Genomic DNA, 18,498 nt, shown 5'->3' on the forward strand with positions numbered 1-18,498 from the left:
CAGTTTCAGGGTTTCGGGAACTCCGCCTGTCGTGTTTTGTGCACCCCTGGATTCCCCGAAGGTGCAACGGGATTTCCCCGGTGATGGGGGTGAATTGCCTGGCTCTGTGTGCTGCGTGACGGATCGGAGGGGCGCCCCTGGGCGGTCCGGGCGGGCGCTCCGGGCCGCCCGGACGGAACCCCCGCAGAGCCGGACCCGGCGCGTGCGCCGGGGCACGCCCGACAGACTGTCTATACCGGCGATCGGACTTGAACCGATACACCCTTGCGGGCGGCAGATTTTGAGTCTGCTGCGTCTACCAATTCCGCCACGCCGGCCTGTTTTTCAGGGACAAATCCTATACCAGGTTGGCGTTCTGCGCAATGGGGCTGGCCGCCCCTGTGCCGGGGGCGGGGTCAGAGCGCTTTGTGGGTGAGGACCCGTTCCATGATGTACTGTACCAGGTCGATGTCCAGTTCCTGGGCCCAGGTGTTGACTGTTTCCCGCAGGAGTTCCCAGTCCGGGAATGTCAGGGGGTCTGCGGCGTCGTCGTATTGCAGCCAGAAGAGGTCCACCAGGTCGGCCAGTTTCTGCTGGGCTTCGTCGCGGGTTCCGGCTGTTTCCAGGGTGTGATCCAGCAGGTCCCGGGCGAGTTCCCGGGGGACGGCTCCCAGAAAACGGGCAAAGAGGGATTCCAGCTGGTCCTGTTCGGTTCCTGCCGAAAGAAAGGCCTGGGGAGGAACTTTCCGGCATTGTGTAAGAAACTTCTGTGAGTGAAACATGATCTCTCTACTATAGCGCGTTGACCAAACCAGGGGAATTGCCTATGTTCGATATGATGGTCCCGGTGCATACTTCTCGGTTTTTCTGGCAACTGCTCCGCAGGGGCGGTGTTGCGTGCGTCCTATTTTTGCTTCTTTCTCTGTCCGGGTGCACCACGGGTCCAGATGTGGAGGTCGATCCGGGGCCTCCCCGAACGGGAATTTTTCATCTCGATGTGGCTCTGGAGTTTGTCCAGGGCGCGCCCCTGGAGCTGGTTGCTCCTGTCTACGCCCGGGCGGCGGTGGGTCTTGCCAGGCTCGAGGCGGATCAGGATCAGTTGCGCCGTTCCGTGGAGATCGCCCGGCGCCTGGATGGGAGTCTTTCCCGGGCCGGGGAGCCCGGGGGGGAGGTTCTGCTGGAATGGGCCGGGATGTGGAGTGTTCTGGCGGGGCTCGACGATGCCTACAGCGAGCGTGCTGCTGCGGTGAGTTCCTCCGTGGTTTCNCGGGTGCGGGGGNTTGCCCCGNAGGAGGCGGGGAGGGTTCTCTTCCGGCTTCTGGAGGCGCAGCTGGCNAACCCCAATGTCGATGAGGAGTCGGTCCGCAGGACGCTCGATGCCTTGTACCTTCTGGACGATGATACTGTGCGGGTCCGGTTTCTGGTNGATGCGGCCGATCTTATCCGGGCCCAGGGTGACCGGCTGGCGCTGAATCCTGTGGTACAGCAGGCGATTGCTATTGTGCCGGTTGTTGAGGATCCCACCACGGCGGTGATTCTGAAGACTCGTCTTGCTGATTTGAGCCGAACGCTGGGGAATGTCCGTGATGCCCGGAGNCTTCAGGATCAGGCGCTGCGCAGGGCGGAGGAGGGGCTGCTGGTCCGCCCGGGTGATTTCGGGAAGATTCGCCAGGTTTTACGCTATTTTCTGGTCCAGGGGGATCGGCCCGGGGCGGAGGCGATTATCGGGAATATCGCGCCTGTCTCGTCCCGGGCGGTGGCCCAGGCGCTTCTGGGAACGGTGGTGCTGCAGGAGGACGGTCGTCTTCCCTACGGGGATTACTACGAGGAGGCCTGCGCTACGGCTCTGTCCATCGCTGATCCCGAGGTTCGGGCCCGGGCTGCTGCTGCTGTTATTCTCCTGCGGGCCGAGGGTGAGCCCGGGTGGTCTCCCGGGGCGACGATTGCGGAGTTGCTGGGCCAGGCGCCGGTTTCCCGTTTTGATCAGGAAAAACGGATCGAGGTGCTCTCGTCGCTTACGGCGGCGCTTATCATGACCGATCGGCTTCGTGAGGTTTCGCGTCTGCGGGGGCTCATTCTCTCGGCTGACGAGTTGGCTCATATTAATCTGGCGGCGGCGGAGCTGCTGTACGATCGAGGGTTCCTCGACGAGGCGCTGGAGCAGCTGGGGAGGATCGAGCGGGTGCCTTTTCCCTTGCCCGGGGAGGATGATACTCCGGCGTACCGGATTGCCCGGCTGTATCTCTCCCTGGGTGAGTACGACCGGTCGGTTCCTGTTCTGGCCGATGCAGAGCGGGGGGAGCAGGCCCGGTCGCTCTCGCTGATTCCTGCTTCCCATCGCATGAATCCCGCCATCGTGACCGATCTGGAACGGCTGGCTTCGAACCGGTCCAGGTCCTGAGGATCCGGGGCGAGTCCGGGGTGCTTGAGGGGTTGGCCCCCGGGCGGCCTGAAGGACCGGGACCCTGAATGATGTGGGCCCCGGGGGTGACCAGGGGTGGGCTCCGGGGGCGTCCCTCGGGGAGTCCCCCGGATCAGGGGCCGATCCGGGTGCCGAAAAATTCCTCTCCCGCCAGGATTGCCCGGGTGTTCTCGAGATTTTTCCCGTCGGCGGCGATCACGCGGAGCCCCAGTTCAGCGGCTCGTCGGGTTGCCACGGGGTCGAAGGGGAGGTTTTTGCCCGGGGTCCAGTGGTCTCCTACGATGCGCCGGAACTCTTCCCACGTGACCCGTTCCAGGGGAGTTGCCGAGGGGTCTTCCTTGGGGTCCGCTGTGTAGACCTGGGCGATGTTGCTGAGGTTTACCACCGTGTCTGCTCCAAATCGCTCGGCCAGCTTGACTGCATCGAAATCGGTGCTGAAGCCCGGTTTCCAGCCTGCGGCAACCAGAATTCTTCCNGTGAAGGGCGCTTCGGCGGTGGGGTCGTAGACTACGGGGTCGCAGCAGTGCGGGGCCAGGGCCTGACGGACCAGTTCGGCGTTCAAACGGGTGGCCATGATTCCGATCCAGTCCTGGGCGTCGGGGTCGGGGGTTGCTGTCAGGGAGCGGTAGGCTTCCTGATACCGTCGGGCGGGGCCTCCGCCGCCGATCACCAGGACAACGCGCTGGGTGGGATCCTGAAGGTGCTCTTCCAGGATCGTCCGAAACGAGGCAAGAAAGCTGGTGTCAATCTGGTCTGGAACCAGGATTGACCCTCCGAGAGATATGACGAACATGGGGGTATTCTATCAGACTCGGCGGGGGTGCAAACAGACCCGGCGGGGGACCAGCCAGACGGCGGGGTGCAAAAGATAGGATGAACCGTAGAAATTTTACCGTACCGGGGATATGATCAGATGAGGGGGGTCTCTCCCGGCGAGGTAGTGCGGTTGACAAAGGGATATATGTGGCTACACTACAAAAAATAATGGCAGCAGCTTCAGGAATGCAGGGTATGGTGTTTGGATTACAGAAAATAGCAAGATCAGGAATGGCAGTTCTTCTGCTTTTGGCAGGCAGCTTTGTAGCTGCCCAGGACCTTATGCCTGCCACGGCCTTCTTTGACCGGGTGGCGCAGGAATACGGGACGCTCGAGGAGTACTCTGCCGATATTGTCATCAGGAACGGTGGCAGTGTGTCCCGGGGTGTCCTGCTCTTTAAGGATCCCCACAAGATCAGGATCGATTTCTCCCAGCCCGAGGATCAGGTGCTGGTCTCCGATGGCGAGCGCCTGCAGGTGTATCTGCCCCGGTACAACGTGGTTCTGAGCCAGCGTTTGCAGTCCGGGGGCGATGCGGCCATCGCTGCTGCTGCCAGCGGGCGGGGGTTGCAGCTCCTGAGGCGGGGCTACGGTATCGCCTATCTGGACAGCCCCAACGCCGTTCCCCTGGAGGAAGGCTCCAGCGAGATGGTGACAAAACTGCGGCTGAACTGGAGGAGTACCTCCGAGGGCTTCCGCCAGCTGATTCTCTCGGTAGGTGCTGACAANCTCATCCGGCGTATCGAGGCGGTAACGGCCGATTATCAGGAAATCCAGTTTGATTTCACCAACATTGACCGGAACCCGGGGATTCCGGCGAGTCGCTTCGATTATCGGGGTCCCTCGTCGGCCAATACCTTCCACGACTTTCTGTTTGAAGGCGAGGGGTAATTCTTGGAGTCTATCAGCGAAAAGCTGCGGTCTGCCCGGGATGCACGTGGCCTCTCGCTGGAGCAGGCCGAGCGCGATACCCATATATCCAAGCGCTATATCCAGGCGCTGGAAGACGAGGCCTTCGATCAGCTCCCGGGGGAGGCCTACCTTTTGGGGTTNCTCCGTTCTTACGGGGCCTATNTGGGGCTCGATCCCGACGAGGTGGTGGGGCTGTACCGCAACATGCAGATTCAGGAGCAGCCCCTTCCCATAGAGGAGTTGCTGGACCGGAAACCCCTGCGCGTACCCCTGAAGGCGATGGCGGTGGTTTTTCTCGTGGCGCTNCTGGGGGGCGGGGTCTATCTGGCACTCCGGATGGATGTGAGGTTGCCTTNTTTTTCCCGGGAACGCCCCCAGGGGGAGGATGTGGCCCCTCCCGTTCTCCTGAGCAACCAGTTCATCGAGCGGAGCTTTGCCCAAGGTGACCGGGTGGCTGTTCCCGTGGGAGAGACCCGGGCGTTGCTTCAGTTCATCTCCATCGGTGAACGGGTGGCTCTGGGGAGCGAGGCCGGGATCGTGGAGATCGCCCGGGGTTCGAGTCGCTCCCTGGATATCACCGGTGAGGGAACGCCCGATGTGCGTGTGGCGATCCGGCAGGTCTACCTGGACCAGGACCCCCCTCTGGTAGTGGCCCGGATAGACCGTGTGGTGGGCCAGGATCTGCAGGATCTTCCGGGGGAATCCTCCCTCTCCGAGGAGGACCGNCTGGAGATCGAGATCGGCCGGACCCGGGAGGCTTCCCGGGAGCGGGCTCCGCNGATNGTGGCGTCTCTGGGTGAAGAGCGGGAGTTTCCTCTCTCTCTGGAGGTCCAGGGCNATACCCTGGTGCGCTACCAGGTTGACCAGGAGCCCCGCCGGGAGGCGGTCTACACCCAGGGTGATACCATTTCCCTCTCTGCCTCCGATCTGGTGCGGCTCTGGGTGAGCAATGCCGGGAACGTGGGGCTCACCGTGGCCGGGTCCTCCCTGGATCTGGGNCGTCAGGGCGAGGTAGTGGCCCTGGTGCTTCGTCGCACGGCCGGGGACGGGGAGTTCCTGGTGGAGCAGCTTCCCCTGTACTAGGGGGCTGTGCGGCGGGGCCTCGGGCTCCGCCCGAAGCGGCAGGTGATCCGGGGTGAGCCGATACCTCCCCANGGGGTGCCCCGGGGACAGATAAACCGGGGACAGCTAAACCGGGAACGGATTAAATCAGAATACAGGTGAATCGAAANATGTCAGACAAGACCGCCAGGCCGGAATCGGGTGATTCCNAAGNAGCGACAGCGCCCGAGACAGGATCAACTCCCGAGGCAGGGACNTTTTATATCGAGAACCTGGGGTGCGCCAAGAACCAGGTCGATGCCGAGATTATGGGGGCTCGTCTGGAAGAGAGCGGTCGGGTCTGGATCGACGACCCCGCCCGGGCCGAGGTGATCATCGTGAACACCTGCGGCTTTATCGAGCCCGCCCAGGAGGAATCGATCGACACAGCCCTGGCCGTCATGGCCGGGTATCCCGAGGCCACGGTGGTCCTGGCGGGGTGTCTGACCCAGCGCTTCCCCGATGCCCTGGCCGAGGGGNTCCCCGAGGCGGCGGGGATCTTTGGCAACCGCGAGCCCGACAGGATCGCCGAGTTTNTCGATCGCCTGGGAAGCCAGGACCGCCNGGAGGACTCCTCCGGGGGCTCTCCCCTGGTCTGGCTGCCCCCCGGCGGNGCAGACCTGGCCGAGCCCCGGCGTCGGCGNCTGCTGTCGCATCCCGGGTCGGCTTTTCTGAAGGTCGCCGAGGGGTGCGACCACCGGTGCAGTTTTTGNGCGATCCCCGATATTCGCGGTCCCCAGCGCTCGCGCAGNGCCGGGTCGATTCTGGAAGAGTTCCGCCAGCTTCGGCGCCAGGGTGTGCAGGAGTTTAACCTGGTGGCCCAGGATCTCGCCGCCTGGAGGCACCAGACCGATCCCGGCGGTATCGCTGCGCTTCTGCGGCGCCTCCTGGGAGAACCGGGATCCTTCTGGCTTCGGCCCCTGTACCTCTATCCCGACATCTTTCCCCTGGAGGTGGTGGAGCTTACCTGCCAGGACCAGCGGCTTCTGCCNTATTTTGACCTCTCCTTTCAGCACGGCTCGCCCGAGATCCTGCGTGCCATGGGACGGCCCGGGGATCCCCATCGCTATCTCTCGCTGATCGGGCAGATCCGCGCGATCAACCCCGATGCNGCGCTCCGGTCCAGCTTTATTGTGGGGTATCCCGGCGAGACCGAGTCTCACTTCCGGGAGCTTCTGGATTTCGTGGAAGAGGCCGAGCTGGAATGGGTTGGTGTCTTTCCCTTCAGCGCCCAGGAGGGGACCCCGGCGGGGGAGGAAACCAGGGGGATCGTTCCCCCCGAGGAGATGGTCCGCCGAAAAGAGGCGCTGGAAGCTGTTCAGGAGAGGATCGTCGCCCGGCGGCTGGAGCGGTTTGTGGGACGGAGGCTCCCCGTTCTGGTGGAGGAGCAGATTCAGGGTACCGATATTGTGCTGGGCCGTTCGCCCCTGAACGCCCCCGANGTGGACGGCCTGGTGGTGGTCCACGACGGGGCGGGGGTGCAGCCCGGNAGCCTCCTGACCGTGGAGATCACCGCCCGNTCGGGGGTGGATCTCCAGGCGCGGGTGCTGCGGGGCGGGTGATCAGCGCGTGAGGCTGCGGTGGACGTAGCGGTGGGGCCGGTCAGCAGCCGATCCCAGACGCTTGCGCCGCGCGGCCTCGTATTCGCTCCAGGACCCCTCGTACCAGACCACGCCGTCGTCCTCGAAGGCCATCACGTGAGTGCAGACCCGGTCCAGGAACCAGCGGTCGTGGCTGATGATCAGGGCGCATCCGGCAAATTCTTCCAGCCCCTCTTCGAGGGCGCGCAGGGTATTCACGTCCAGATCGTTGGTGGGCTCGTCCAGAAGCAGAACGTTTCCGCCCTGCTGGATCATCATTGCCAGATTCAGCCGGTTCCGTTCGCCCCCCGAGAGGACCCCTACAGGTTTCTGCTGGCTCGAGCCGGTGAAGTTGAACCAGGCGCAGAAGGCGCGGGAGTTTACCTCCTGGGTTCCCAGGCGGATCAGGTCCTGGCCGTGGGAGAGCTGCTGCCACACGGTCTTTTCCGGGTCCAGGGAGGCGCGCATCTGATCGGCGTAGGCGATCTTCACCGTCTCGCCCAGACGAAGCGTGCCCTGGTCGGGCTCCTCCTGGCCGGCGATCAGGCGGAAAAGCGAGGTCTTTCCCGCGCCGTTGGGGCCCACGATTCCCACCACGGCACCGGCGGGAACGGAGAAGGAGAGGTCCTGGAAGAGGAGCNTGGTGTCGTAGCCCTTCGTGATCTTTTCCGCCTCGATCACCAGGTTCCCCAGACGCGGTCCCGGGGGGATGGTGAGGCGGGTTTCGCGGACTTTCTCCCGCCCTTCCTGGGAGAGGAGCTTTTCGTAGTTGGAGATACGGGCCCTGGATTTGGTCTGCTTTCCTTTGGGGGTCATGCGAATCCATTCCAGCTCCCGTGCCAGGGTTCGCCGGCGCTCGCTCTCACCCTTTTCTTCCCGGGCCAGGCGGTCCTGCTTCTGCTCGAGCCAGCTCGAGTAGTTTCCTTTCCAGGGAATCCCCTGGCCCCGGTCGAGTTCCAGAATCCACCCCGCCACGTTGTCCAGAAAATAGCGGTCGTGGGTTACGGCGATGACCGTGCCGGGGTATTCNCGCAGGTGCCGCTCCAGCCACGCCACGGTCTCGGCGTCCAGGTGGTTTGTGGGCTCGTCCAGGAGCAGAATATCGGGTTGTTTCAGGAGGAGCCTGCACAGGGCNACCCGCCGCCGTTCCCCTCCCGAGAGGACATCCACCACCGTCTCCGGTTCGGGGCAGCGCAGGGCGTCCATGGCCAGCTCCAGCCGGGAATCGAGCTCCCAGCCGTCGACGGCGTCGATTTTTTCCTGGATGGTGGCCTGTTTCTGGCCCAGNTTTTCATAGTCTGCATCGGGATCGCCGTAGGCTTCGCTGATCGCCTCGAACTCCGCCAGGAGGTCGATTGTCTCCTGGGCACCCTCGGAGACGATCTCGCGCACCGTCTTTCCCGGGGGCAGTTCCGGCTCCTGCTCCAGGTAGCCGATGGTGAAGCCCGGTGAGACCGTGGTCTCGCCGGTGAAATCGGTGTCGACCCCCGCGAGGATTCGCAGAAGGGTGGATTTCCCCGATCCGTTGAGTCCCAGCACGCCGATCTTGGCACCGTAGAAATAGGCCAGATGTATGTCTTTGAGAACCTGCTGGGTGCCGTGCATCTTGGAGACGCCCTGCATGGAATAAATGATTCGTTTGTCGTCGAAGGTTTTCGCCATGNCTCGAGCATATCAGAAAGGACGGGCAAGGGACAGGCTGGGTGTTCCGATGGTTTTTTCTTGACCAGAAATAGCGGTCGTGCTACTGTTAGTTTATTCGGTGAATGAACNAACATCGGGGAGCGGAGGGACATGGGGACGCAGGACCGGATCAAAGGGGAGAATCTTCGTACGCTTCTGGAGACGCTGCGCGCTTCCCCCGCCGTTTCCCGGGCCGACCTCTCGCGGGCAACCGGTCTGAGGCCCTCCACGGTGACCAATCTGATCCGGGAGCTTTCCCGGCAGGGCTGGGTGCTGGAGCTGGGCCGGGGGACCCCCGGGGCAGGGGGGGGGAAGCCCTCGAGGTTGCTCTCGCTGGACCCTTCCCGGGGCCGGTATCTTTCGTTTTTCTGGACCTCCCGGGTGCTGGAGGGGGTTCTGGTGGACTGCACGGGCCGGGTGGTTNCCTCGGCCCGGAGGAGCTGCCTGGGGGGCTCTCCCTCGGACGTTGAATTTACGGGTCTTCTGGCCGGGCTGGCCCGGGAGCTTGAGGAAACCTCCTGCGGGGGCGGTGGTGCCGGAGGGACGGGGCTGGCCGGGCTTCCCGGGGAAAGTGGACCTTCCGGGGAAAGCGGGTCTTCCGGGGAACACGGAAAAGAACCGGTCGGGGCGATTCCTCTCCTGGGGGCAGCCCTGGCCGTGGCCAGCGTGGTCACCCCCGGGGGNGATGTTCGTGCTTCGGCCGATTTCCCCCACGATCTGGAGAACCTGCCTCTCCTGCTCAGGCGGGGGCTGGCCCTGGCCGCTGACCCGGGCGGAGAGCAGCGCCTTCAGGGGGGGCTTTTTCAGGGGAGCCCGCTCCGGGAGGAGAAGGGGCTCCTGCCGGTGGTGGTAGAAAACGACGCCAACTGCATCGCCTTCAACGCCTGGAGGCGCTCCCGTCTTCAGGAGGAGGTCCTGCTGGCGCTGGTTTTCACGGAGGATCCCCCCTCGGTGGGCGCGGGGATGGTCATGGGGGGGCGCGTGTGGCGCGGTGCCCGGGGGAGCGCGGGCGAGCTCCTGCCCCCATCTCCCGGTCACAGCACGGAGGAGCTGGACAGGGCCGCAGCGACGGCGGTCCGTTTTTCCGATCCCTCCCGGGTGGTGATCAGCCTCCCCGATTCGGACCCCGGCGAGGGGCTCCTCGGGGACCTTCACGAGACCCGGCGCGCCCTGGATGAGTCGGGGATCACCGCAGAGACGGTGCTGCATCGCCAGGCGGCCCTCCTGGGGGCTGCTCACCTGGTTTACGAAGATAGTCTTGATACGATACTTGCAGGAGAGGTAATGAGATGAGCGGAGAAAAAGCACGAGGAACGGTCCGGGGAAATATCCTGGTGGGTCAGTCGGGCGGCCCCACGGCGGTGATCAACGCGAGCCTGGCTGGCGTGATCCAGGCTGCCCGGTCTGCGGGGTTCGAGGGAATCTACGGGATGAACTACGCCATCGAGGGGTTCATGGAGGAGCGCCTCCTGGATCTGGGGGGGCTCTCGCCCTCTGATCTGGTCGCCCTGAGCCGTACGCCCGGTTCGGCCCTGGGGTCCTGCCGCCACAAGGTTCAGGACGAGGATCTGCCCCGCATCGGGGAGCTTCTGGAAAAGTATAATATCCGCTATCTCTTTTACATCGGCGGAAACGATACCATGGACACGATCCACCGGGTTACCCGTTACTGCTGTGAGGGTGGATACGAGCTGCAGGGGGTGGGAATCCCCAAGACCGTGGACAACGATCTCTACGCCACGGATCATACGCCGGGCTTTCCCTCGGCGGCCCGCTATGTGGCGCTCTCGGTTCAGCACGCCGGGCGTCTGGCCCGGGACATGAAGCGGGTCGATCGCTTTGTGGTTCACCAGACCGTGGGTCGCGACGCAGGCTGGCTCGCTGCGGCCTCGGCGGTGGTCAAGAGAGCGCCCGAGGATGCTCCGCATCTGATCTACGTCCCCGAGATTCCCCTGACCCGGGAGCGGGTTCTTGCCGATGTGGAGGGTGTTATTGGTGAGTACGGCTGGGCCTCGATCGTGGTGGGTGAGGGGACCTGCTGGGATGACGGGACGCCCGTGTCGGCGGGAATCACCGGCAACACCGCCCGGGACCGCTTCAACAATATCGAGTTCGGAGCCATGAGCGGGGCCAGTGCGGCTCTGAGTCTGCACCGCCTGATCAGCGAGGCCACGGGGTATCGCGGCGAGTTCCAGATCCCTGAATCGCTGCCCATGTCGGCGGCCGATCGGGTGGTCTCTCTGGACAGGGAAGAGGCCTGGGCCTGCGGTGTCGAGGCTGTTTCCCGGGCTGTGCGGGGCGAGAGCGGGGTTATGGTAACGATCCGGCGCGAACCGGGAACGCCCTATCGGGTGGGGTACGGAACGGCTCCGCTTGAGGAGGTGGCCGTTCGGGCTCGGCCCATGCCTGGCGAGTTTCTTGTCCCCGGGTATGTGACCCCGGCGTTTCTCGATTACCTGCGCCCCCTGACGGGAGATTTTGAGGANTGTATCGATCTGGGNGGGCTTCCCCGGGTGGAGGCCCCCCGGTCGTAATCAGGCGGGACCGGGAGGATGCGTCGTCTGAATAACATAACCCGTCTGAAGACCAGGAATAGTTTGAATATCATGAACCAGAAAGGAAGGNAATGACCATGAAGAACACAGAGAAATATACCCGCTACGCCCTGTGCCGGGAGATGATGGAGACCGTTTCGCTGGTCCGGAACCTGGATACAGCCCCGATGGAGGCGATTGCCGTCACCTCCGATCGCGTTTTGCTCTCCGGGGAGGGTTCCAGCCGGATTTTTCCGGCCAAGCATCTCATCGCCCGGGCCCTTCGCTCCGCCGGGGCCCCGCGGATCGCCACNGAGGCGTGTCTGCAGGCCCGGGAGTACGACCTCGAGGGGTATCACGTTTTTATCGGCTCCAACTCGGGACGAACCGCCGAGGGGGTCAAGCTGATACGACACCTTCGCGCCCGGGGTGCGGGGGTGACCCTCACCGGTGTGGTGGCTCACGACGGAACACCCATCGCTCTCGAGTCGGANAACCGCGTTGTGTTGCAGTGNGGCGCGGAGGAGGCCGTGGCTGCCACCAAATCGGTGGTGGAGCAGGCCCTGGTCTANGATGAGATCTTTCGCGATCTCCTNGGTGAGCCCGGGNTGGACCGGGAGAAGCTCGCCGCCGTTATGGAGGAGGCGCTGACGGTGGAGATNGATCCGGCCCTGGTTGCCAGGGTTGCGGCCTCTCCCATGATCTATTTCGCCGGGCGCAACGATGGTGTTGCCGAGGAACTCACCCTCAAGACCAACGAGATCACGCGCAAGCGCGCCGATTACCTCGAGGGAACCTACGCGGTTCACGGGATCGAGGANGTGATGAACCCCGAGGACACGGTGGTCCTCATCGACCCCTACCCCGAGGAAGAGGATAAATTCGCCCAGGTTCTCAGCGAGGGGGTGGGGCTCCACGTTGTGGCGATCGCTTCCCGGGAGACCCGATTCCCCACGATCCGCATCCCCCAGGCAGGGCCCGAGGCTGTCTANGCCCAGCTCGCTGCAGGGTGGAATCTTCTCGTGGAGACGGGGATCGCCCTGGGGGTGAACCCNGACAAGCCCCAGCGGGCCCGCAAGGTGGGCAACGAGTTTCAGGGCTCCTGAGAGATCGGAGATATCGTGGCTCAGAAATGTCATGACTGAAGAGATGCCATGACTGGAGTATGCCNTGACTGGAGAAAACAGAATGAGCGAGAACGGAACAGAGAGAGGCTATAGCCTGGCCCGACGGTTTCCCGACGGAGCGGTTCGGCGGGGAGCGCTGTCCCGGGTGATGGAGGACTGGAGAGAGGAGGAGCGGTGGCTCTTCTTCTCTCCCCACGACGACGATCTGGCGATCGGTGGGGGGCTGCTGATGGCGATCGCTTCCGCCGAGGGGGTCTCCCAACGGGCCAGGATCGTCACGGACGGACGCATGGGCTACACCAGCGTTACCGGGGCCGACGAGATCGTCCGGGTGCGTCAGGAGGAGACGGCAGCCTCNTTCCAGGTGCTGGGGGTGGAGGACTACGCCTGGTACGGGTATCCGGACTCGCAGCTGCACCTTCATCTGGGGCGGCGGGCTGCCGCCCAGGGCGGCCAGGGCGACCCGCACGGTGTTGCCGGGTTCTGCGGCCTCCAGAACAGCTGTACGGCGGAGCTGCGTTCCTTCCGTCCGACCCGGGTCTTCATCATGTCCTCCGCCGACTACCACCCCGACCACAAGCTGGTTCACCAGGAGGTGCTGATTTCCCTCTTCCACGCCGGAGGTGATATCTGGCCCGAACTGGGACCACCCCTGGAAGAGACCCCCCGGGTCTACGAGATCGCCGCCTATTGTCCCTTTGTGGAGGCGCCCGATCTGGAGATTCGCGCCGGTGCGGCGCTCTTCGAGAAAAAGATCTCCTCCATCGAGGCCTTCGCCTCCCAGGCCCAGATCGCGCATCTCGTGGAGGGACTGCGGCGTGGTGGCCCGGTGGAGTATGTCCGCACCTTTCCCTTCACCTTCTACGATTCCCGGCGCTACGAGGCGCTCTTTTCCCCGGAAGGAGGGTGACACCACCATGATACGTCGTCTTGAGCGCCCTTCCGGGGCACGGCTGTCCGTTGATCTCTCCCGGGGTGGCGCGGTCCGGGATCTTCGGCTGGTGCCCGAGGGCTCCCGCGAGGGGGCGCTGGCTGTTCTGGACGACGGTTCTTCCTCTGAAGAATCGGCCCGCTGGTTCTGCGGGCGTTTGCTGGTCCCCTTTAACGATCGTATTCCCCGGGGGGAATACCGCTGGCAGGGAAGGTTCTTCCAGCTACCCCCGAACGATCCCGATGGGACCGATGCAATTCACGGCTTTCTCTACGAGACTCCTCTGAAGGCGCTGAAAATACAGGAATGCTCCCGTGAGTCGGTGCTGTTCCTGGAGGGAGCCCTGGAACCTCGCGAGGGCTATCCCTTTCCTCTCTTTCTGGAGGTCACCTATACCCTCAGGGACGATTCCCTGCTGGTGGATCTGCTGGTGAAAAATACCGGTCCTGAGACGGCACCGGTCGCGCTGGGATGGCATCCCTATTTCTCGCTACCCGAGGCCGACCGGGTGGACCGGCTCGCCCTGGAGATACCCGCACCGTGCTATTACCAGGTGGATCGTGACCTGATTCCCACGGGGGAGACTCCCTCCGTGGAGGGCTCACCCCGGGATTTTCGCACGCCCCGCCTGATCGGTGACGACGAGATAGACCTGGCCTGGCCCCTGGATGGTTCTCCCCGGGACGGTTCCAGGGTAGTCCTGCACGGGGTGCGGCACCGTCTTGAGCTCTGGTGCGACGACGCTTTCGGAACGGTCCAGGTTTTTATTCCTCCCCACCGGCGATCGATCGCCCTCGAGCCGGTCACGGGGCCAGCCGATGCCTTTAACCGCCCCGTGGCGGGGTCTCCCGGGGTGCTTCCCGGGGCCTTCCTGCGGGGCCGGGCCCGGGTGAGGCTACGGCCCTCGACGCAGGAANAAACCCCGGCCATGGCGAGGTCCTGAAGAACAGAGCCCTGAAGAGCAAGTCCGCTCCGGTCCCCGGTGCAGGNNAAAGGTTCCTCCCGGGACACATAAATTTCCTCCTGCCTCCGTTGTCTTCTCTCGGCGATATCAGTATTCTGTGCTAGAATGGGAGGTCGGCGGTTTTCGTCGTCTTCATGTAATAGAATAATATATAACAGACCTGCCATGTTTTGCTTCGCCCGGAGTGGAGCGACGGGAGCGGCTGAAAAGAGGTTGTCATACAGATGGTCAGAAAAAAGAAGATTCTCGTGGCCTGCGGGACCGCGATTGCGACGTCCACCGTGGTGGCGCGAAAAATTGAAGAAGAGCTGGGAAAGCGAAATATCCCCGTGGAGACCTCGCAGTGCAAGGCTGTGGAAGTTCCCGAGAGGGTTCAGGGCCACGATCTGGTGGTGACCACCACCTTCGTCTCCGGTACGGGTGATGTCCCCGTGATCCATTCCGTTTCCTTTCTCACCGGTGTGGGGCTGGAGCGGGATCTCGAAAAGATTGTGGGGTATCTCACCAGTGACTAGCGGTTGAGCTGGCTATGGCTATGGTGGTGCAGAGCAGAAAGGAACGTCTGCGGGGGGTGCTGAACAAGATCCGTCTGGAACGCCACACCACACTGGAGGAGCTGGCGCGGTTCTTTCAGGTCTCCACGGCCACGATCAGGCGTGACATCAAACGACTCGAGCAGGACTCCACGGTGTTGCAAACCGTGGGGGGCGGGGTGATCTACAAGGCCGACAAGGCGGGGGCACTGGCCCCGGGGCCCATGATCCAGGCCGTAGAGGAAAAGATTCGTATCGCCGAGTACTGTACCGAGCTTGTGCGCGACCAGGACGATATCCTCATCGGTCCGGGTACCACCACCTTTCTCACGGGCAAGATCATGAGCGGCATCGAGGATCGCCACTTTCGGCTGATCACCAGTTCCGTGGAGCTCGCCCTGGAAGCGGGGGTCTCGGAGAACATCCGNCTGGTTTTGCTGGGCGGGGAGGTCTGGAACAAGTACGTGGTGGATCCCCGGGTTGGCCGGGGAGGGTACTTTGATAGCTGTCATCGGGAACACACCACGATCCTCTCGGCCGACGGAATCCACCGCGACCAGGGCATAACCTTCTTCGAGAGCCGCCTGGTTCCCCTGGTGCAGGCCATGATCTCCGTCTCCACCAGGGTTATTCTGGTGGCCGATTCCAGAAAATTCGGCAAGGCCCGGTTCAATCGTGTTGCAAATCTGGACGACCTCAGTTATGTAGTGACCGATGAGAAGGCACCCCAGGAGTACCTGGACCTCTTCCGCAGTCGGGGNATCGAGGTCCATCTTGTCTAGGAGAAGCAGTCTGTCCCGCAGGGGGCTCGCCCTGGCTCTGACACCGGGNCTGGCGGCGATCCTGGTGGTCTCTCTGGTGGTGGGGCTGGCGGGATGCAGCCGGGAGCCCGAAGTCTCCAGGGAGGAGGCCCAGCTCCTGCGCGAACAGCGGCGCAGCACCTTGCTCCAGCAAACCTCCTACCGCCCGGGGCCTCCCGAGTACCGTCCGGGCCAGCCCGGGGGNACCTTTGTGGCCACCCTCACGAGCGACCCCAANTCCTTTAACGACCTCACCGCCCGGGACGGTGATACCCGGGCAATTGTGAATCACCTGAGCGATTACCTGGCCGATTATGACGTGTACCGGCGGGAGTTTATCCCCCGGATGGCCTCCTTCTCCGTGGAGGTCGATCATGACCAGGACAAGCTCCGCGTTTTCTACACCCTTCGGGATGATCTCTACTGGACCACGCCCGACTCGGACCCCGAGACCTGGATTCCCGTGACGGCCGACGATATTGTCTTCTGGTACGATCAGGTCGAGGGCAACCCCAGTCTCCGCCTTCCCGGCTACCCCGGGCAGTTTGTGGAGATGCCCGACGGGAGCAGCGCCCGCGTTACGGTGGAGAAAATCGACACACGCCGGGTGGTTTTCACCTTCCCCCGGATCGTGGCAAACCCGATTCTCTCTACCAATATGCGGGTCTGGCCCCGACATATCTTCGAGCCCGCCAAGGCCGAGGGGGGGAGCGAGGCTCTTCTGGACGTGCTCAGCGTGGACACCGACGTGACCACCATTCCCAGCGTGGGGCCCTACCACATTGTGGAATACACCCCGGGAGTCCGGACGGTGATGAAGCGGAACCCCGCCTACTGGAGACGGGACGAGGCCGGTCAGCGGCTCCCCTATATCGAGCGGCTGATCTACCGGATCGTCCCCGATGAGAACACCGCCTACCTGCTCTTCCGCGAGGGTACCAAGGACAGCCACTCCGTGCGACCCGAGCAGCTGGACGAGCTCCTGCGCATCGGAACCCGCGATTTTTCGATCTATCGCGGAGGGGCCTCTCTGGGGGCCTCGTTTTTCACCTTCAACCAGAACCCTGCCAATATTAACCCCCAGCGACACCGCTGGTTCATGCAACGCGAGTTTCGCCAGGCCATGAGCAGTCTCCTGAACCGGCCCCGGATCGCCCGTCAGGTCTACCGGAGCCTGGCCTCACCGGCCTACCACTTCTTTGCTCCCCCCAACCCCTTCTTCGACGAGGATATCCGGCTGGAGTATACCTACAACCCCGAGCGGGCGCTCGAGTTGCTCGCCGGGATCGGGATCACCCCCGGCGAGGACGGCCTTCTCTACGACGACCGGGGCAACCACATCGAGTTTACCATCAGCCTGGGTGCGGAAAACACCGCAGGAATAGACATGGCCAACATCTTTGCCGATGAGCTGGAAAATGTCGGGATCACCGCCCGGGTACGCCCCATCGACTTCCAGAACCTGGTGGAGCGGCTCACCTCAACCTTCGACTGGGAGGTCGTTCTGGTGACGCTGGGCGTGAACTACTGGCCCGAGAGCGGCAGCAACGTCTGGCAGTCCAGCGGGAACTTTCACCTCTGGCACCCCCTCCAGGAAAGCCCCGCCACGGAGTGGGAGGCCCGTGTGGACTACCTCTATAACGAGGGCCGCTTCACCCTCGATCAGGAACGGCGCAAGGAGATCTACGACGAGTTCCAGCGGATTATCCTGACCGAGCTGCCCCTGCTCTACACGGTCCATCCCTTTTCCTTCTTCGCGATCCGGGATCGCTGGCAAAACGTCTTTTTTGATACCCTGGGCGGCAGCGACAGCATGTACTATTTTCTGCAGGGACCACCATCTGCAGGAGGCGCCATGGGGAGCNNCAATTCATGATCGCCCTCCGGCGAGGCGCTCCCCGGCGGTCCCCGGGAACCCCCGGTGAGGTCCTGCGGCTTCTGGCCCGGCCGGTGATCCTCTTCCGCGAGGCCTTTCCCCTGGCGTCGTTCATCGCGGGACGCCTCTTCTCCATGGTGACAATTCTTTTTTTTGTCGGGCTGGGGGTCTTCGGGCTCATGTCTCTCACCCCGGGGGACATCGTGGATACCTACGTGCGCAGCCAGATGATGATGGACAGCGAGTTTCGCCAGCCCGACCACCAGTACACCGAGGAGGCGATCGCCGCTGCCCGGGCCAGNCTCGGTCTGGATCAGCCCTTTTACATCCAGTACGCAACCTGGCTCAGGCGGGTAGTGGTGGAGCGTGATCTGGGCCGAACCCTGATATCCCGGGCGCCGGTGCTCTTCCTGATCAGGGACCGCATGATCAACAGTCTGATCCTCAACCTGATATCGCTCTTTTTCCTGACGATCATCTCCTTCGCCCTGGGGATCTATTTCAGCACCAAGGCGGGAACGCGCACCGACGTGGTGGCCACCGTGGTGGCCCTGGTGCTGCACGCCTTTCCGGGGCTCCTGCTCCTGATCCTGCTGCAGCTCTTCGCCTCGGTTTCGGGAATCTTTCCCATCACGGCCTATCCCGATTTCCCCTGGTCCGAGGCCCCCCTGAAGTTCACCTTCAGTTACCTTCACCACATTCTGCTCCCCCTGATCGGGGCCTTTCTGGGCGGCATCGGGGGGACCCTGCGCATGATCCGGGCAACCATGCTGGACCAGCTGGGGCAACCCTACATCACGAGCCTGCGCAGCCGGGGAATCAGCGAGGGTCGGGTCTACTTTGCCCACGCCTTCCGCAACACCCTGAACCCCTACATCACCTCCAGCGCCAACCTCCTGGCGAGCCTCTTCTCGGGCTCCCTGATCCTGGAGATTATCTTCTCCTATCCCGGCATCGGCCGCCTCATGTTCGAGGCGGTGCGCCAGGAAGACGTGAACCTGGTGCTGGCAAACATCATGTTTATCAGCTTTCTGGTACTCTCCGGCATGGTGATCAGCGATATTCTGCTCGCCCTGGTGGACCCTCGAATCAAGTTTGGAGCGGACCGGTGAGGAGCCCCGGCGGTATTCTCCTGCGCCGACCCCTGGCGGGCGCCTCGGTGCTGGTCCTGGTGATCCTCTACGGGACCATGATTCTGGCCGAGTTCTGTGCGCCCTACCGGGCGGGAACGGTCTTCCGC

Annotated in this window: 14 protein-coding genes and 1 tRNA gene; 11 read left to right on the top strand and 4 right to left on the bottom strand. The window is 63.4% G+C overall.

The genetic code is table 11. The features are described 5' to 3' along the window. Positions 1-233 precede the first annotated feature (233 nt). From B071_RS0106935 to pyrH, 3 genes are all read right to left on the bottom strand, one after another. A tRNA-Leu gene (locus tag B071_RS0106935) sits at positions 234-317 on the bottom strand. A 78-nt stretch (positions 318-395) separates the two neighbouring features. Further along, positions 396-761 (bottom strand): hypothetical protein, encoded by a 366-nt coding sequence (locus tag B071_RS0106940; protein ID WP_018526380.1) that lies wholly within the window; start codon positions 759-761, stop codon positions 396-398. 1,752 nt (positions 762-2,513) lie between these two features. Then, positions 2,514-3,194: a UMP kinase gene (pyrH, locus tag B071_RS0106950; RefSeq protein ID WP_018526382.1), complete on the bottom strand. Its 681-nt coding sequence runs from the start codon at positions 3,192-3,194 to the stop codon at positions 2,514-2,516. A gap of 305 nt (positions 3,195-3,499) precedes the next feature. On the opposite strand from pyrH, the gene B071_RS0106955 reads away from it, so the two are divergent. The 3 genes from B071_RS0106955 to rimO all read left to right on the top strand — a co-directional run bounded on the left by B071_RS0106955 (position 3,500) and on the right by rimO (position 6,792). Beyond that, positions 3,500-4,108 carry a LolA family protein gene (locus B071_RS0106955; protein WP_438829617.1) on the top strand — a complete coding sequence of 203 codons (609 nt, stop codon included), beginning with the start codon at positions 3,500-3,502 and terminating at the stop codon, positions 4,106-4,108. Between the two features lie 3 nt (positions 4,109-4,111). Continuing rightward, positions 4,112-5,212 (top strand): helix-turn-helix domain-containing protein, encoded by a 1,101-nt coding sequence (locus tag B071_RS0106960; RefSeq protein WP_018526384.1) that lies wholly within the window; start codon positions 4,112-4,114, stop codon positions 5,210-5,212. Between the two features lie 149 nt (positions 5,213-5,361). Beyond that, positions 5,362-6,792: a 30S ribosomal protein S12 methylthiotransferase RimO gene (gene rimO / locus B071_RS16375; protein ID WP_018526385.1), complete on the top strand. Its 1,431-nt coding sequence runs from the start codon at positions 5,362-5,364 to the stop codon at positions 6,790-6,792. Here rimO and ettA read toward each other — a convergent pair whose 3' ends face one another. Further along, a complete protein-coding gene (ettA, locus tag B071_RS0106970) occupies positions 6,793-8,472 on the bottom strand; it encodes an energy-dependent translational throttle protein EttA (RefSeq protein WP_018526386.1) in 1,680 nt (559 codons plus the stop codon). Positions 8,473-8,604: 132 nt separating this feature from the next. On the opposite strand from ettA, the gene B071_RS0106975 reads away from it, so the two are divergent. From B071_RS0106975 to B071_RS0107015, 8 genes are all read left to right on the top strand, one after another. Then, positions 8,605-9,786: an ROK family transcriptional regulator gene (locus B071_RS0106975; RefSeq protein ID WP_018526387.1), complete on the top strand. Its 1,182-nt coding sequence runs from the start codon at positions 8,605-8,607 to the stop codon at positions 9,784-9,786. Then, positions 9,783-11,027: a diphosphate--fructose-6-phosphate 1-phosphotransferase gene (locus B071_RS0106980; RefSeq protein WP_018526388.1), complete on the top strand. Its 1,245-nt coding sequence runs from the start codon at positions 9,783-9,785 to the stop codon at positions 11,025-11,027. Before B071_RS0106975 ends, B071_RS0106980 begins: the two co-directional genes overlap by 4 nt. A 1,275-nt stretch (positions 11,028-12,302) precedes the next feature. Beyond that, on the top strand, positions 12,303-13,064 hold the full coding sequence (locus tag B071_RS16380) for a PIG-L deacetylase family protein (protein WP_438829618.1): 762 nt from the start codon (positions 12,303-12,305) through the stop codon (positions 13,062-13,064). A 7-nt stretch (positions 13,065-13,071) separates the two neighbouring features. After that, positions 13,072-14,028 carry an aldose 1-epimerase gene (locus B071_RS0106995; protein WP_018526391.1) on the top strand — a complete coding sequence of 319 codons (957 nt, stop codon included), beginning with the start codon at positions 13,072-13,074 and terminating at the stop codon, positions 14,026-14,028. Positions 14,029-14,273: 245 nt separating this feature from the next. Continuing rightward, positions 14,274-14,564 (top strand): PTS sugar transporter subunit IIB, encoded by a 291-nt coding sequence (locus B071_RS0107000; RefSeq protein ID WP_018526392.1) that lies wholly within the window; start codon positions 14,274-14,276, stop codon positions 14,562-14,564. Positions 14,565-14,584: 20 nt separating this feature from the next. Further along, positions 14,585-15,364 carry a DeoR/GlpR family DNA-binding transcription regulator gene (locus B071_RS0107005; protein ID WP_438829619.1) on the top strand — a complete coding sequence of 260 codons (780 nt, stop codon included), beginning with the start codon at positions 14,585-14,587 and terminating at the stop codon, positions 15,362-15,364. A gap of 364 nt (positions 15,365-15,728) precedes the next feature. After that, positions 15,729-17,258 (top strand): ABC transporter substrate-binding protein, encoded by a 1,530-nt coding sequence (locus B071_RS16385; RefSeq protein ID WP_438829620.1) that lies wholly within the window; start codon positions 15,729-15,731, stop codon positions 17,256-17,258. Then, positions 17,255-18,370 (top strand): ABC transporter permease, encoded by a 1,116-nt coding sequence (locus B071_RS0107015; protein ID WP_018526395.1) that lies wholly within the window; start codon positions 17,255-17,257, stop codon positions 18,368-18,370. The genes B071_RS16385 and B071_RS0107015 overlap by 4 nt, the downstream gene beginning before the upstream one ends. The last annotated feature ends 128 nt before the right edge of the window (positions 18,371-18,498 follow it).

Origin of the sequence: Alkalispirochaeta alkalica DSM 8900 (genome assembly GCF_000373545.1) — a bacterium.
Classification (GTDB): Bacteria; Spirochaetota; Spirochaetia; order DSM-27196; family Alkalispirochaetaceae; genus Alkalispirochaeta; species Alkalispirochaeta alkalica.

What these genes read in the sequence shown, in the direction of transcription:
- B071_RS0107000 (WP_018526392.1), top strand. Translation starts at nt 14,274, where the DNA reads ATGGTCAGAAAAAAGAAGATTCTCGTGGCCTGCGGGACCGCGATTGCG.
- B071_RS0106940 (WP_018526380.1), bottom strand. Translation starts at nt 761, where the DNA reads ATGTTTCACTCACAGAAGTTTCTTACACAATGCCGGAAAGTTCCTCCC.